General features: G+C 63.5%; 20 protein-coding genes. 12 read left to right on the forward strand and 8 right to left on the reverse strand.

Going from position 1 to position 14,713, the window contains the following annotated elements:
- Nucleotides 1-62: 62 nt before the first annotated feature.
- The 5 genes from ACVWY3_RS15685 to ACVWY3_RS15705 form a co-directional block, all read right to left on the reverse strand.
- Nucleotides 63-287, reverse strand: coding sequence for a hypothetical protein (locus ACVWY3_RS15685; RefSeq protein ID WP_456839242.1), 225 nt, complete (start codon nucleotides 285-287; stop codon nucleotides 63-65).
- Between the two features lie 277 nt (nucleotides 288-564).
- Nucleotides 565-3,714, reverse strand: a complete 3,150-nt coding sequence (locus tag ACVWY3_RS15690; RefSeq protein ID WP_456839243.1) for an efflux RND transporter permease subunit — start codon at nucleotides 3,712-3,714, stop codon at nucleotides 565-567.
- A complete protein-coding gene (locus ACVWY3_RS15695; RefSeq protein WP_456839244.1) occupies nucleotides 3,711-4,787 on the reverse strand; it encodes an efflux RND transporter periplasmic adaptor subunit in 1,077 nt (358 codons plus the stop codon). Before ACVWY3_RS15695 ends, ACVWY3_RS15690 begins: the two co-directional genes overlap by 4 nt.
- A complete protein-coding gene (locus ACVWY3_RS15700; protein ID WP_456839245.1) occupies nucleotides 4,784-5,899 on the reverse strand; it encodes an efflux RND transporter periplasmic adaptor subunit in 1,116 nt (371 codons plus the stop codon). Before ACVWY3_RS15700 ends, ACVWY3_RS15695 begins: the two co-directional genes overlap by 4 nt.
- Nucleotides 5,896-6,765, reverse strand: coding sequence for an ATP-binding protein (locus ACVWY3_RS15705; protein ID WP_456839246.1), 870 nt, complete (start codon nucleotides 6,763-6,765; stop codon nucleotides 5,896-5,898). Before ACVWY3_RS15705 ends, ACVWY3_RS15700 begins: the two co-directional genes overlap by 4 nt.
- Nucleotides 6,766-6,969: 204 nt before the next feature.
- Here ACVWY3_RS15705 and ACVWY3_RS15710 point away from each other — a divergent pair, with 204 nt between their 5' ends.
- Nucleotides 6,970-7,194, forward strand: coding sequence for a TetR/AcrR family transcriptional regulator (locus tag ACVWY3_RS15710; RefSeq protein ID WP_456839247.1), 225 nt, complete (start codon nucleotides 6,970-6,972; stop codon nucleotides 7,192-7,194).
- The gene (locus ACVWY3_RS15715) at nucleotides 7,191-7,622 is read left to right on the forward strand and encodes a TetR/AcrR family transcriptional regulator C-terminal domain-containing protein (RefSeq protein ID WP_456839248.1); all 432 of its coding nucleotides are present in this window, start codon (nucleotides 7,191-7,193) and stop codon (nucleotides 7,620-7,622) included. Before ACVWY3_RS15710 ends, ACVWY3_RS15715 begins: the two co-directional genes overlap by 4 nt.
- Before the next feature lie 37 nt (nucleotides 7,623-7,659).
- On the opposite strand, the gene ACVWY3_RS15720 is transcribed toward ACVWY3_RS15715, so the two are convergent.
- From ACVWY3_RS15720 to ACVWY3_RS15730, 3 genes are read right to left on the reverse strand one after another with little or no spacing between them, the layout of a single operon-like run.
- The gene (locus ACVWY3_RS15720) at nucleotides 7,660-8,304 is read right to left on the reverse strand and encodes a TetR/AcrR family transcriptional regulator (protein WP_456839249.1); all 645 of its coding nucleotides are present in this window, start codon (nucleotides 8,302-8,304) and stop codon (nucleotides 7,660-7,662) included.
- A gap of 8 nt (nucleotides 8,305-8,312) precedes the next feature.
- Nucleotides 8,313-8,792, reverse strand: a complete 480-nt coding sequence (locus tag ACVWY3_RS15725) for a hypothetical protein (protein WP_456839250.1) — start codon at nucleotides 8,790-8,792, stop codon at nucleotides 8,313-8,315.
- 30 nt (nucleotides 8,793-8,822) lie between these two features.
- Complete coding sequence (locus tag ACVWY3_RS15730; RefSeq protein ID WP_456839251.1) at nucleotides 8,823-9,077, reverse strand: hypothetical protein; 255 nt, start codon at nucleotides 9,075-9,077, stop codon at nucleotides 8,823-8,825.
- Between the two features lie 154 nt (nucleotides 9,078-9,231).
- Between ACVWY3_RS15730 and ACVWY3_RS15735 the strand changes: the two genes are divergently transcribed.
- The 10 genes from ACVWY3_RS15735 (at nucleotide 9,232) to ACVWY3_RS15780 (ending at nucleotide 14,649) form a co-directional block, all read left to right on the forward strand.
- Nucleotides 9,232-9,432 carry a hypothetical protein gene (locus ACVWY3_RS15735; protein ID WP_456839252.1) on the forward strand — a complete coding sequence of 67 codons (201 nt, stop codon included), beginning with the start codon at nucleotides 9,232-9,234 and terminating at the stop codon, nucleotides 9,430-9,432.
- Nucleotides 9,429-9,584: a hypothetical protein gene (locus ACVWY3_RS15740; protein ID WP_456839253.1), complete on the forward strand. Its 156-nt coding sequence runs from the start codon at nucleotides 9,429-9,431 to the stop codon at nucleotides 9,582-9,584. Before ACVWY3_RS15735 ends, ACVWY3_RS15740 begins: the two co-directional genes overlap by 4 nt.
- Nucleotides 9,585-9,604: 20 nt before the next feature.
- Nucleotides 9,605-9,823 (forward strand): hypothetical protein, encoded by a 219-nt coding sequence (locus ACVWY3_RS15745; protein ID WP_456839254.1) that lies wholly within the window; start codon nucleotides 9,605-9,607, stop codon nucleotides 9,821-9,823.
- A 58-nt stretch (nucleotides 9,824-9,881) separates the two neighbouring features.
- The gene (locus ACVWY3_RS15750; protein WP_456839255.1) at nucleotides 9,882-10,178 is read left to right on the forward strand and encodes a hypothetical protein; all 297 of its coding nucleotides are present in this window, start codon (nucleotides 9,882-9,884) and stop codon (nucleotides 10,176-10,178) included.
- 4 nt (nucleotides 10,179-10,182) lie between these two features.
- Complete coding sequence (locus ACVWY3_RS15755) at nucleotides 10,183-10,782, forward strand: PepSY domain-containing protein (protein ID WP_456839256.1); 600 nt, start codon at nucleotides 10,183-10,185, stop codon at nucleotides 10,780-10,782.
- 33 nt (nucleotides 10,783-10,815) lie between these two features.
- Nucleotides 10,816-11,988 carry a DUF3734 domain-containing protein gene (locus ACVWY3_RS15760; RefSeq protein WP_456839257.1) on the forward strand — a complete coding sequence of 391 codons (1,173 nt, stop codon included), beginning with the start codon at nucleotides 10,816-10,818 and terminating at the stop codon, nucleotides 11,986-11,988.
- Nucleotides 11,989-12,018: 30 nt separating this feature from the next.
- Nucleotides 12,019-12,810 (forward strand): acetoacetate decarboxylase, encoded by a 792-nt coding sequence (locus ACVWY3_RS15765; RefSeq protein ID WP_456839258.1) that lies wholly within the window; start codon nucleotides 12,019-12,021, stop codon nucleotides 12,808-12,810.
- 67 nt (nucleotides 12,811-12,877) lie between these two features.
- Complete coding sequence (locus ACVWY3_RS15770) at nucleotides 12,878-13,666, forward strand: 3-hydroxybutyrate dehydrogenase (protein ID WP_456843381.1); 789 nt, start codon at nucleotides 12,878-12,880, stop codon at nucleotides 13,664-13,666.
- A gap of 28 nt (nucleotides 13,667-13,694) precedes the next feature.
- Nucleotides 13,695-13,943: a hypothetical protein gene (locus tag ACVWY3_RS15775; protein WP_456839259.1), complete on the forward strand. Its 249-nt coding sequence runs from the start codon at nucleotides 13,695-13,697 to the stop codon at nucleotides 13,941-13,943.
- Nucleotides 13,944-14,040: 97 nt separating this feature from the next.
- Nucleotides 14,041-14,649 carry a sll1863 family stress response protein gene (locus tag ACVWY3_RS15780; RefSeq protein ID WP_456839260.1) on the forward strand — a complete coding sequence of 203 codons (609 nt, stop codon included), beginning with the start codon at nucleotides 14,041-14,043 and terminating at the stop codon, nucleotides 14,647-14,649.
- Nucleotides 14,650-14,713 lie beyond the last annotated feature (64 nt).

The following is a 14,713-nucleotide window of genomic DNA, read 5'->3' on the forward strand; positions in this document are numbered from 1 at the left end:
TGATGCCGAGACTCACAGGCCGTCAGCGAAGCTGCTCTATTCACATGCAACGTGCTCACAAGCTAATCGCAGACGAGATACCTGCGATGGCGGCTGTAGACGTAACGGCATTCGCTACTCGCGTAGTAGCTCGAGCGCGTACCGCCATAGGCGTATCCGGCATAGGCCCCGACTGCGTATGCGCCTGCATAGGCCGCGGCGCGCGCTCCATATCCATAGCCGTGCTCGCCGCCGTAGCGATAGCCGGCACCACCGATGTTGACCGCGGTCGTTCGCGCGGCGCCCACGATAGCCGGTCCACCGCCCGCACCTCGCGCGGCGAGATCAACGCGCGGCCCGGCTGCTGGAGCGGGACGAGGGCCGGGAGTGGCGATCGCGGAGGCCGGACCGGGAGCTGCGAGGGCTGGGGGTCCTGCCGGCACCATCGGCGGAGGGCCGGCGGGCGCCATCGGTGGCGGCGGCGGAAATTGCGCAAACGCAGTAGACGAGGCCAGCGAACTTGCCGCGACTGTCACAGCGACAGCAAAGGTTGACAGCGTCTTCGAGAGCATCGTCTTCTCCATTCTAGATCTGGGGCTCGAGCATAGGCTGGGGCGCGTGGAGAGCGGGCCTGTCTCCGGCCGGCGCATCGTTCGCAACGGCTTCCGCCTCGTGTGAAGGTGATTCATCCGCATGACCCGGATGGATCCGGAACCAGGCCACATACAGCGCCGGCAGGAACAGCAGCGTCAGCAGCGTGCCGACGATGATGCCGCCCATCATGGCGTAGGCCATCGGGCCCCAGAAAATCTCGCGCGCGATTGGAATGAGCGCGAGGCTCGCGGCGGCGGCCGTGAGCAGGATCGGTCGCATGCGATGCTCGGTTGCTTCCACCACGGCATCCCAAGCCGGCCTGCCCTCCTTCTTGAGATCCTCGATCTGCACGATCAGGATCACGGAGTTTCGGACCAGGATGCCGATGAGGGCCAGCACGCCGAGGATGGCGACGAAGCCCAGCGGCGCGCCGCTCGGCAGCATGGCCATGACGACGCCGATCAGCGCGAGCGGCGCGACCGCGAACACCAGGAACAGGCGCGAAAAGCTCTGCAGCTGCACCATCAGCACGGTGGCCATGACGAACAGCATCAACGGCACGACCGCGATGATCGGCCCCTGGCTCTTGGCACTCTCCTCCACCGAGCCGCCGATCTTGATCGAGTAACCCGCGGGTAGCTGCTTCGCAAACTCGGTCACCTTCGGCGCGAGTTGGTCGACGACCGTCTTCGGCTGAACGTTGCTGACCACGGCGGCCTTCAGGGTGATGGTCGGAATCCGCGCGCGGCGCCAGATCGTAGGCTGCTCCAGCTCGTAGCGCAGATTGGCGACGGCTCCGAGCGGCACGGATTGGCCACCGAGCCCTGTCAGTTGCAAATCGCGCAGCGTATCGATCGAGGCGCGCTCCGGCGCGTTCGCGCGTCCCGTGACGTTGACCAGATAGATGCTGTCACGCACCTGCGTAACTGGCGAGCCCTGGAGCACTGAGTTCAGCGTGGTGGCGATGTCTTCCGAGGTGACGCCGAGCTGGCGCGCCTTGTCCTGGAGCACGTCGACTTTCACGACGCGCGCCGGCTCCATCCAGTCGAACACCACGTTGCCGACATCAGGACTGCTGCGAATGACGCCTGCAAGTTTCTGCGAGAGGTCGCGGACCTCAGCGATGTCTGGGCCGCTCAGGCGGTATTGTACCGGACGGCCGACGGGAGGACCGACCTCGAGCAGCTTGACGTAGGTGTCGGTGCCCGGAAAGGTCTTCCGCAAGTAATCCTCGAACTGCGACTTGAGCTTGTCCCGCGCGGCGATGCCGCCCTTGGTCACGATCACCTGCTGGCCGAACCAGGTGTTGGCGGTTTGCACATCGAAGGACAGCACGAAGCGCGGCGCGCCGGTGCCGACATAGGTCGACCAGTGCTCGACCGAATCATTGCCCTGCAACTGCTCGCGCTCGAAGCGCGCCATCTGCCCGTTGGTCTCGGTGATGGAGGCGTTCTGCGGCAGGTTCCAGTCGATCACGAGCTCGGCGCGATCCGATGAGGGGAAGAACTGCTGCTGCACGAGCTGCAAGCCGAACAGGGCGAGCAGGAAGGCGCCGGCCGTCACGGCGATGGTGCTCCAACGATGACGCATGCAGAACAGCAGGAGGCGCGCGAACATCTGCGCCACCCGGCCCTTCTCTCCGTGATGTCCCTTCATCCTGGCCGGCAAAATGGTGACGCCGAGCAGCGGCGTGAACAAGACGGCGACGATCCAGGAGACGATCAGAGATACCGCGATCACCACGAACAGCGTGAAGGTGAACTCGCCGGCATTGCTGCTGTTGAGCCCGATCGGGATGAAGCCGGCTACGGTGACCAGCGTTCCCGTCAGCATCGGGAACGCGGTCGAGGTATAGACGTGCGTTGCCGCCTTTTCGAGGGGATCGCCGATTTCGAGCCGCGCCACCATCATCTCGACTGCGATCATGGCGTCATCGACCAGCAGCCCGAGCGCGATGATCAGGGCCCCCAGCGAAATGCGTTGCAGCGAGATGCCGCAATAGGCCATCACGACGAAGGTGATCGCAAGCACGAGCGGAATGGCGATGGCGACCACGAGGCCGGCGCGCAGGCCCAGGCTCAGGAAGCTGATGCCGAGCACGATGATCACGGCCTCGAACAGCGCCTCGGTGAAACCCGAGACGGCATGCTCGACCACGACGGGCTGGTCGGCCACGAGGTGGACCCCGACGCCGATCGGCAGGTCGGCGACGATCTTCGTCATCTCCTCCTTCAGCGCTTCACCGAACTGGAGCAAATTGGCCCCGGACTTCATGCCGATCGCGAGCGCAATGGCGGGCTGACCGTTGTATCTGAACAGGGTTGACGGCGGATCGGCGTAGCCGCGCGTGATGGTTGCGACATCGGTCAACGGGAAGAAGCGGTCGTTGATGCGCAGATTGACCGCCTTCAGGCTCGCCTCGGAGGTGAACTGGCCGTTGACGCGGACACTGATCCGCTCCGGCCCCTCCTGGAACACGCCGGAGGGCGCAACCGCGTTCTGGCCCTGCAGCGAATTCATGATGGCGTGGACGTCGAGGCCGAGGGCCGCGATCTTGCGGGTGGAGAATTCGAGATAGATGACCTCGTCCTGCGCGCCGAGAATGTCGACCTTGCCAACATTGGGCACGGTCAGCACCTTAGCGCGGATGTCCTCGACCTGATCGCGGAGCTGCCGCTGGCTGAGGCCGTCGCTGGTGAACGCATAGACGTTGCCGAAGACGTCGCCGAAGCGATCGTTGAAGCCGGGGCCGATCACGCCTTGTGGAAAATCGCCCCTGATGTCGGCGATCATGTTGCGGACGCGCACCCAGGTCGGCTTGACGTCAGCCGCCTTGGTCGAATCTCGCAAGTAAACGAAAACGGTCGTCTGGCCCGCGACCGTCACGCTCTTGGTGTAGTCGAGCGACTCCAGCTCCTCCAGCTTCTTCTCGATCCGGTCGGTGACCTGACGCGTCATCTCCTCGGGCGAGGCGCCCGGCCACTGCGCCTGAATCACCATGGTCTTGATGGTGAAGTCAGGGTCCTCCTGGCGCCCGAGCTGGAGATAGGCAAATAGGCCGGCCGCCATGAAGGCGATCATGAAATACCAGACGAGCGAGCGATGGCCGAGCGCCCAGTCGGAGAGGTTGAACGACTTCATGGCTCTTGATCCTGTTCGATGCGGACGTGCTGTCCCGGCTTGAGGCTGTGAATTCCGGCGGTAACGACGCGAGTGCCTGCGGCAAGCCCGCCGGTGACGCGGATGCCCGCCGGTTCGGCGACGCAGTCGATTTTCTGCAAGGACACGGTGCTTGTGGGCTGATCGACCACCCAGACAAAATCGGCGCCGTCCCTGGCGAGCACCGCTGATGCGGGCAGGCGCAAGACCTTGCCCTGATCCTTGCCGAGCTTTGCCGTGACGGTCGCTCCAAGACGGAAGCTTTCGGGCGGGTTGTCGAGCGCGATCCTGATACGTCGCAGCCGTGTCACCGGATCGGCTTGCGGCGCGATTTCGCGGATCCTGCCCTCGACCTGAACGGCAGGAAGAAGCTGCAGGCTGACGGTGAAGGCGAGGCCGACCTCGAGCGGCACGGGAAAGTCTTCCCCGATGTCGACGACCGCCTCGCGGATGTCCGGGCGCGCGACCGTCACCACTGTTTGACCGGGCGAGACCACCTGGCCCACTTCCGCCCCGACGGCGGTGACGACGCCGCCGAAATCGGCCTTGATCTGGGCATAGCCGAGCTGCTCGATCGCTTTCGTCAGGCTCGCCTGCTCCTGGGCGACGGTCGCTTCCGCACCGGCGCGCGCTTGCTCGGCATTATCAAGCCTCTGCCTGGTGGTCGCGTCGCTGGTGATGAGCGTGCGTTGCCGATCCTCGGTGGCCCTGGCCGTCGCAAGCTGCGCCTCGGCCTTCGCAAGCTGGGCTTTGGCTGCGCGAACGGCGAGATCGAGCGCGGTGGGGTCAATCGTCCCGATGATTTGCCCTTCGTTGACGATGTCGCCGACGTAGACCGGACGCGAGGTCAGCCGTCCGAGCACGCGAAAGCCAAGGTTGGTCTTGTAGCGCGGCTCGACGACGCCCACGGCAACCGCGCTATCACCGCTGTTGAGCTTGGCCAGCATCGAGAGCACGGGGCGCACCGGCTCCGGCGCGTTCGTCTCCTGCTGGCACCCTGTGAGCAACGAGGCCGCCGCGAGCGTGCCGGCAATCATCATGACCTGTCGCTTCATGACCGGCCTCCCTCTTCAGTGACAGGCTGGCCGGCGCTTAAGAGCTTGCCGCCGTCGACGACGACGTGCTCGCCGGGCTCAAGCCCTGCCTTGATCAGCACCTGGCCGGCTTCATAAGCGCCGACCGTGACCGGCTTCAGCGACGCTGTCTGCGTTTGGGGGTCGACGGTCCAGACGGCGGGCTTCCTGCCCGCGGCCATCAGCGCGCTCCAGGGCAAGGTGATCTCCTGCTGGGCTTTCGCCTTGACCGTTCCAGCGACGGCGCTGCCCAGCGTCATCGCAACCGGCGGATCTTCGATGGACACCTTGACGCGGATCGTCGAGCTCTTCGCATCGATCACAGGTGAAATCTCTCTCACTTCGCCCGTCGCGGTCACGGCGGGATCCGAGACCAGCGCCAGCGTGACGCGGCGGCCGTCGGTCTGGCCGAGAAAGACGGACTCATAGACGTCGAAAACGGCATCCCGCTCCCCGTCCTGCGCGATCGAGAACACGGGTTGCGCGGCCGGCACGACCTGGCCGACCTCGAGATTTCGCGCGGTCACGACGCCGTCGGCTTCGGCGCGAAGAACGGTATGGCCCAGCGCATCTTGCGCGGTGCCGAGCTGCGCCCGGGCTGCTTGCAGCACGCCCTCCGCCGTTCGCAGGCCCTCCTGGGCCTGATCGTAAACGGTGCGGGTGGTGAAGCCGCTCGCGATCAGTGCTTTCTGGCGCTCGAACGTCGCCTTCGCCACGCGCAGCTGAGCTTCGGCGGAGGCCACTGCCGCGGTCGAAGCATCGACGTCGGCCGCCTGCTCGGCCGGATCGAGCCCGGCGAGGACGTCACCCTTTTTGACGTGAGCGCCAACCTCGACATCGCGGGCGACAACACGTCCGCTGACCCGGAACGAAAGATCGGCACGGAAGCGCGCCTGAACCTCTCCAGTCAATGTGATGGAGCCTTGCCTGTCGCGCGGCTGCACGATCGTGGTCCGGACCAGCGTTGCCCGTGTGGTCGTCCGCGCCGTGTTATCGTTGCAACCAGTCAGCGCAACGCTGGCAAGCACGGTCGCTGCGGCGAGGGCCGTCCCCACATGTGGTGTTCGAACGGGCTTTGAGAATTGGCCTGTCATGGCGCGTCCGTATGATGGGAAGATGACAACAGCCCGCCAAGCGGATCGGCGGATTGGCGGGGGACGACCATTTCGCCCTCTTGCTGGCGCAGTCGTCCGGCAAAGGGATCGGTCTCAACGGTGGGCCCGCGTTGATCGGCCGCTGCGCTTGCCGTGAGCACCGCGTCGTTTGAAGCGGTGGCTCGCGTGCGGCGCGGAGCCCTCATCTGGCGCTTTGCGATCGACCAGTTTGCGGCCCGTTCGCGTTCGGTCAGCGGGAACGAGAGGACGATCGAGGTGAATTCGGCGCCGAAGCCCTGCTCGATCCGGCCGCCGAGCGCCCGGGCGATATCCCTGGCAATCCGCAGCTCGCGATCGGAAACGTCCCGCGCAGGCCGGGAGCCGTTGTCCCGGATCACGCAGTTCACCAGCGCGCCGGTGCGCGTCAGCTTGATCCTGATCTGCCCCGCCCGTGCGTCGAAGCAGGCGTGCCGTGCCGCGTGCATCACGAGTTCATGGACGATCAGCCCCACGTGCCAGCAGCGCTCCGGCTCAAGCGCGAGGGACTGGGTCGCAAATGCCAGTTCAATGTTCATCCGGTTGAGGATCGCGCGGCGCATGCCGCAGCCGAGTTTGCGAAGGTAGGTCGCGGCGTGGATCAGCGTTTCACCCGCAGGAATGGCCAACGCACGATGAACATCGGCATAGCCATGCAGCAGCTCGACGACATCGCTGAGCGCGCACTTGGCTTCCGCCCCTTCGGCGCGGATGGCGGCGGCGGAGACCAGGTTGATGGCAAAGGCAACGCCGTTGGAGACCCGGTGATTCAGCTCGCGCAGCAACACGCCTTCCTGCAAGCCGGCGGGGTCTGGATTCAAAACAGTCACCACATTCTCCATCTGCTTCGGCGATCGGGTCAAAGGTCCCGCCGTTCACGGCCGGATGATCCGGGACCACGCGCCAGGCCCGCCGAAGCTTGGGACTGACGTAATAATAAACTATACCGTATATTTTCTTTTTCTTGCCTTTCTTCGCGGGCCATGTCAAGTGGGAAAGCAACGCGCACAAACTCGTGATTTCGGAGGCCAAGAATGAAGAAGACGAAGCGAGGCAGACCGCCCAAGGATCTCGCCGGCGACGCGCAGGCGCGCATTCTCGATGCAGCCCAGCAGCTGTTTCTGGAGAAGGGCTTTCGCAGCGCCAGCATCGACGACATTTCCGAGCTCGCTCCCGAGCAAGCCGACGATCCATGCCCATTTCCCTGGCAAGGAAGCGCTGTTCGCCGCGGTGGTGGGCCCGCACCATCGACGGCTTGACCGACTTCGAGGGTTTCTCGCCCGAGGGCCGCACCATCGAGGACAAGTTGATGAGCCTCGGGACAGCCATCGTCGAGAGAGTGGTCGAGGAATCGCTCGGCATGGTGCGCGCGACGATCGCGGAATCGCAGCGGTTTCCCGAATTGAGCCGCAACGTTCACGACGCTGCGCGTGATCGCTCCCCGGCCGCAGTGTCCCAACTGCTGGACGACGCCACGCAGAAGCTCGCTCGCACCCCGAGGGGCCCTTTCAGCGCCAAGCGCAGCCGCGCTACAGCGCAAATCTTTCTCGACCCCATTCTGCTACCGATGCTGTTCCGGTTGCTCGTCGGCGAGACGCCGAAAGACCTGAAGAAGGAGCTTCCCGGCTTCCTGCGCGAGCGCGTCGGTTTTTTCCTGGCAGCCTGCGAGACGGACTGGTCGCACTAGCTGTCTTCTTTGGACGGTTGACTCGGAAGCATTCGCATCAGCCGGCTGCAATGAGCTGCACGTGAGCTGTCATCTCGGCCGGCTGCAGGAATGGCGTGCGACGCAAAGCCCCCGTACAAAATCTCAACATCTCCTCGAAGCTTGGCCGCAGCGCCGCGGCCCCGACCCGCGAAGGATTGAGATAGACATCCATGGCTTCCAGCAGGCAGCAGGTCAGCGCCATAGGACTGCCGCCCTGCAGCTCTCCACGTGCTTGCCCGGTGCCGATGATCGGTCGCACCAGCCCTCGGATCCTGTCGTCGTAGGTGAGGACAACCGTCCAGTTCTGACGGACGGCCAGAGTTATCAGATCTTGCAGTCGTCGATGCTTCGCCGGTCGACCTTCATTGCAGTCGGCGATGGCCTTCAGGATTGCGGCCAAGCGCCGTAACGCTGGCCCACTGGCGCGGGCCGCTTCAGCCGCCGCACTGACCGCTTCCTCGAGCACCTCCTGCACCACAGCCTCGTCGATCGCCCGCCTTGAGGGGAAGAATCGATAGACGTTTGCCGAAGACATCGACAGATTCTGCGCGATGTCGGTGACGGTGGTCTTGTTGTGTCCCATCTCGCCGTAGAGATGGATGGCGGCCTGCACGATCTTCCGGCGGGCGCTGCTCGTTCGATCTTCAATGTGGCTGCGCATAGCGTCTCTCACTGCGCCGTAAGGTTCATCAGCTCGCGGCGGCAAGCCTCTCCGAAATCGCGCAAGGGATCCATTTCCTCGATGAATTTGGGGAGATCGACGAATGTCCGATTTGGCGAGAGATACGTTTCGATGATCAAGTGCCCGGCTCTCTCGGCGGCCTGAACGACCTCGTTGCTCGACAAGATCCGCATGCGTCCGACCAGCGTATAGAGGCTGACCAGTTGCGGGATTTCGGCCTGATCATTGACGAGGGCGTCGGCATAGAGTCGTGATGCCTCCTCGATAAAGCTATGATACAATTGTTCGCGCTTCGAGAACGCGCGGGCATGATGAAGTTCTCGACGCCTTCGGCGCCCGCTAAACCATCCACTGACGATGGTCGAGACCGCACCGAACGCAGAGCCGCCGAAGGCAGCCAGGGCCGGTATGTACACTGTGCTCATAAGATCGCTCCTGTGTGCTGTTGCAGCGCGTATGTGGTCCAAGGCAGAGATCACATCACGCCGCAACGTCACTTATCTGCCCCTGATTGATCCGGCGGACGCCTGCTCGAACACCGCTTTACAGCCTTCGCTTAGATCGGATTTCCTGAGCCGCAGACAGGCTTCGACTCCCGTAGGGTCGGGAATGTAGGCACTGCACAGGCGAAAGGCGTCGGGCGTGCAAGCCGCTCGCTGCTCAGGTGTGCCTCGGTTCTCCTGGGAAAAAGCTGCCGTCATCCCGATGGCAACCACGACCGTTGCGAACAGCGCCTGCTTCAATCTCGTCATGTCTGATCCTTTCTCTGCTCGAGGTTTGTGATTGGCTGGGGCGGAACTTCGCCGCCTCGATCTGCACACGCGCTTGTGACGCACTCGTCTTGACTTCGGCCATGGCGCATGATTTATATGAACTATACGGTGTATTTTATTAAGGAGACGCCGAATGTCAACACTGCTGTTCGCGTTGATGCGTGAAAATCCGTTGCCCGGCCTCGCCGCCGCCTCGCTGAACGTCGTTGTCGCATTGTGCCTCGTGGCCCTCAGCGTGCTGCTTGGCATCACGATCGCGATGATCGCGTGGGCTCATACGCTCGCCACACGCCAGACCAGCGCCGTTCGGCTGGAGCGGAGGACGGGCGCATGACACCGGTCCTGCTGATCGCCCGTGACTGCATCATCTATTGGGTCAACGTCTGGATCGCGCCGGTGGAATGCGTGTTCGACGTGATCGAGTCCGAGCTCGCGCGCAGAGGCGTTGCGCCTGAGGATTTCGACCGCCTGTCGCAGGCGGCGTGAGACGACGACGGGTACCTGACATGCTGAACTTCGTCGAAGTCTTTGACGTGATGGAAGTGAATCCATCCAGCGGAGAGACCATCTGGACCGGCGTCACCGGAACACGGACGGCGCTCGAGCGCGACGGCTTCATGATCCATCCGAAAGCCGGCGCCTATTGTCCAGCGGAGTGGCTCGACGAGCGCGGCTATCTCGACGCTGAGCTCGCCCGCCGGCACCCGCGCCCCTGGAGTATCTGATGATGAGACGGATTCATATCGTTGCCGGGAGCGAGGCGCCATGAGTCGACCATGCGCAATGTTCATGCGCGCGAGGCAGCCGACCGACAGCGCCCTTCCATTGCGCGGCTACTTCCTTTGGGTGGGTGGAGTGCTGGTCTGCTTGCTTTGGTTGGCGAACTGGGCGCTGCCGGCGCAATTGCCGGGTCGCTTTTCCGAGCCGGATCCTGCGCGGCCTCCGATCCGCATCCACTCCGACATCAAGCCGCCGGAGCTCGTGGTGATCGATACCAGTCGGTCGCTGCCCGCGCCCTCCGACAAGGAGATCGTCCTCGCCCACTCACCCGTTGCAGGCGCCCAACCCGACAGAGACTGATCCGATGTCCAGACAGCATTTGTTCGCCCTGATCATATGGTCCGCCACGCTCGCCGCCACCGGCGCCGTGGCGGACGTCCAGAATTCCGCGCAGACGGACAGCCGCAGCGCGAGCGCGCAAAGCGATGCCGAGGACGCCGCTATCCGCCGCGTGCTCTCGGAGTTCCGCACCATACCCGTGCCGCTCAGCCGTGCCATCGCCATCGCGGAGCACCTGCATGACGGCTCGAAGACCGCCGACATCAGCTTCGAGATCGACAACTCCCCGCTCTACCGCGTCCGTACCGTCCGAAACGAACACGTGTGGGAGAATGCGATCGATGCCAACACCGGAAGCGTCACCGGCAAGGAGTTGACGTCGTCGCTCAAGGAGCTCGATCGGGAAGATCTCGCCAAGATCCTTGCCCTGAAGTGGATCAAGCAGGAATTGTCGGATGCGGTGCAGGTCGCCGAGAGGGCTGCGGCCGGCAGCGCGCTGGCCGGCGGCCTGATCCGACAGGACGGCAAGCTCAACTTCGTGATCGTCGTCGCCGCCGGGGACCATTTGAAGGAAGTGCTGCTCGAGCCGCCCAAGGTCGAAAAGCAAGACCCGACTCGTCATTAGCAATCCCATCAAGAATGAAAGAGCGAACTCACAATGAACTTCCAGCCTCGATCGCAGCTCTCATCCGCACAACGGCAGCTTCCCTTCGACTGTATCGCGCTGCTGTTGCAGGGCGGCGGTGCGCTTGGCGCGTACCAGGCGGGCGTGTACGAAGCCCTGGCCGAAGCCAGCATTCATCCCGACTGGGTTGCTGGCATCTCGATCGGAGCCATCAATGCCGCCATCATTGCCGGCAATCCGCCCGAGTCCCGTGTCGACCGCCTGCGCGATTTCTGGACCCAGGTCACCTCGACGGCACCCTGGAATTGGTCCGGCAATCCCTTCCTGGATTGGACGCGGAGCGACAATACGCGCAACCTCATCAACCAGATGAGCGCCGGTCTTGCCGCCACGTGTGGCGCCACAGGATTCTTCTCCGCCCGTCCCGTCCTGCCCTGGCTGCAGCCCGGAGGAGCCAGCGATGCGACCAGCATCTATGACACGCGCGCGCTCAAGACCACGCTGGAGCGCCTGGTTGACTTCGATCGTCTTAACGCCGGGCTGACGCGCTTCAGCGCCGGCGCGGTCAACGTCCGAACCGGAAATTTCGTCTATTTTGACAATACCACCCATACGATCCGGCCGGAGCATGTCATGGCGAGCGGCGCGCTGCCGCCGGGCTTTCCGTCGGTGGAGATCGAGGGCGAGCACTATTGGGACGGCGGTCTCGTTTCCAACACGCCGCTGCAATGGGTGATCGAATCGGATGCCCCGCAGGACATACTCGCATTCCAGGTCGACCTCTGGAGCGCCCGCGGTCAACTTCCGCGCAACATGGCCGAGGTCGTCACGCGGCACAAGGAAATCCAGTATTCGAGCCGCACGCGCGCCAGCACCGACCAGTTCAAGCATGTGCAGCGCCTGCGGCGCGCACTAACGGATCTGCTGGGGAGGCTGCCCGACGATCTCAGCCAGCATGAGACTGTGAAACTGCTCAGCACGGCGGTCTCGCGGAATGTCTACAACATCGTCCATCTGATCTATCGCGCGCGCAATCACGAGGGGCACTCCAAGGACTACGAGTTCTCGCGTCTGTCGATGCAGGACCATTGGCAAGCTGGCTATCACGACGCACTGCGCACCCTGCGCCATCCCGAGGTGCTCGCCCGGCCGACGAGCCCCGATGGGGTCTTCACCTTCGATCTCGAACATGACGGCCGCGAGTAGCCGTAACCTCATCATCAGGAGAGAACGCAAATGCGCGAGACTGACGTGAAACGACGCGCCTTCGCCATGCCGCTGACCAACCCAGCCTATCCGCCCGGGCCGTACCGGTTCGTCGATCGCGAATACCTCATCATCACCTATCGTACCGATCCAGCCAAGCTCCGGGCCGTGGTTCCGGAGCCGCTGGAGGTCGACGAGCGGGACGCTCTTGTCAAATACGAGTTCATCCGCATGCCGGATTCCAACGGCTTTGGCGATTACACGGAGAGCGGTCAGGTCATTCCTGTCTCGTTCCGCGGCCGCAAGGGCGGGTACACGCATTGCATGTTCCTCAACGATGAAGGACCGATTGCGGGCGGACGCGAGCTCTGGGGCTTCCCGAAGAAGCTCGCGCAGCCGACCTTGCGAACCGAGATCGACACGCTGATCGGCACGCTCGACTACGGCCCGCTGCGAGTCGCCACGGGCACGATGGGCTACAAGCACCGCGAGGCCGATCTGGCGAAGGTCAAGGCTGCTCTCAACGAGCCGAACTTCCTGCTCAAGATCATCCCGCATGTCGACGGCAGCCCACGAATCTGCGAGCTCGTTCAATATCATCTCGAAGACATCGTGCTGAAAGGTGCGTGGACCGGACCGGCGGCCCTGGCCCTCACGCCACACGCCTTGGCCCCGGTCGCCGAGTTGCCGGTCCTGGAGATCGTCTCAGCCGTCCACATCCGCGCCGATCTCACGCTCGGTCTCGGGGCGGTGGTGCACGACTATCTGCAGCAGCCGGCTCGCGGCTCGATTCGAGCCGTTGAGCGAGCTCTGGTCTTCTAACTTCATCTCCGCATCGCGATCAGCGGCGCAGCGACAATGTTCGCATGTTATAAGGGAAGTGTCCGAGATGGGAATTCTGAACGGTAAGACGGCAGTTGTCACCGGCTCAACCAGCGGCATTGGCCTCGCTTGCGCGAGGGCATTCGCCGGCGCCGGTGCCAACGTCGTGATCAACGGCCTGGGCGCGCCAGCCGATATCGAGACGGCGCGCGCTGGGATCGAGCGCGACTTCGCAGTCAAGGCGATCTATTCGCCTGCGGATATGACGAAGCCGAGCGAGATCGCCGCGCTCATCGCGCTCGCAGAGGCGAGCTTCGGCAGCGTCGACATTCTCGTGAGCAATGCCGGCATACAGCACGTTTCGCCGATCGAGGACTTTCCTGCCGAGAGGTGGGATGCGGTCATCGCCATCAATCTGTCTGCGGCCTTCCATGCCATCCGCGCGGCGGTGCCAGGCATGAAGAAGCGCGGCTGGGGCCGCATCATCAACACGGCCTCGGCCCATTCGCTGGTCGCCTCGCCCTTCAAGTCGGCCTATGTCGCGGCCAAGCACGGCATTGTGGGCCTCACCAAGACGGCGGCACTGGAACTCGCCCGCTCGAAGATCACCTGCAACTGCATCAGCCCCGGCTACGTCTGGACGCCTCTCGTCGAGAAGCAAATTCCGAACACGATGGCAGCCCGCCGCATGCGCAGAGACGAGGTGATCAGCGACGTCCTGCTCGCCGCGCAGCCCACCAAAGAGTTCGTCACCGTCGAACAGATTGCTTCCCTCGCGCTGTTCCTGTGCAGCGACGACGCCGCCCAGATCACGGGCGCCAACCTCTCGATGGATGGGGGCTGGACCGCTGCGTAACCGGTTTCAACTCACGGAGCCTACGATCATGTCTTCTCTCAAAGAAGCCACGCGATTCAAGACCAACCGCCCTTTCAGGCTCGATCTTGCGGAAGACAACGGCCTGACCAACGCCCTGCACATACGCGAAGCGACCTTCAATGAGGATGTGCTACCCCGTGATGCCGAATTGATGGCTCCGAGCGACTTCTATGCAGCGATTGCTTCCGACCCATCGCCTCCTCGGCCAACGACCAGGGCTGAAGGGGCAAGGTTGTTTCCCTATCTCGCGGCCTGAAGGACGTGGCCCAGACGACAAAGACAGTTGAGCCAAGTCAACGCGAGCAAAGCCGAGATCGGAGATCATCCAATTCGAACAGCCAATGGAGACGGTCATGTCAGAGCAGAGCAGCATGCATTTCTATCTGAATTGGGCAAAGGAGCGTATCGACGAGATGGACGCCGCGCTCGCCTCGTTCGAGGTCAGGGCGGGCGAGGCCAAGGCCGAATCGAAGGTCAAGGCCGAGCAGATCATCGCCGATCTGAAGAAGCGCCGCGACGAATTCCAGGTTCAGCTCAAGGCACAAGCCGAAGCCGGCGAAGCGGCCTGGGCGCGCGGCAGGACCGAACTCGAGAAGCAATGGAACGGCTTCGAAGCGCAGATGAAGACGTATTTCGAAAGCGCCGGCAAGCAGGTCGAGCAGCAGCAAGCGACGTTCAAGGACATCGCAGCCGCCCAGGCAAAGGCCTGGCGCGAGGCCGCCGACAAGTTCCGTGAGGCCGCGGGCAAGGTGGCGGCAACGCATACCGGGGATTTCGATGCCGCACTCAAGCAGCTGAAATCCGATGCGTCAGAAGCGGAAGCGCGTCTGCAGAAGCTGAAGCAGGCTGGTAGCGAGTCATGGTCCGTTCTAAGCGCGGCGCTCGCGGAATCCCGCAAGGCGTTCGACCACGCCAATCAGGCGGCATGGAATGCGCTGAGAGGTTCTGGCGCGAAGAGCTGAGGGTTTCTGCTAAGCCCCGCCTCAGGCGAGAGGTGCAGGGGAAGATTCGCTCAGTTCTCAACGG

This window comes from Bradyrhizobium sp. USDA 4486 (assembly GCF_054057995.1).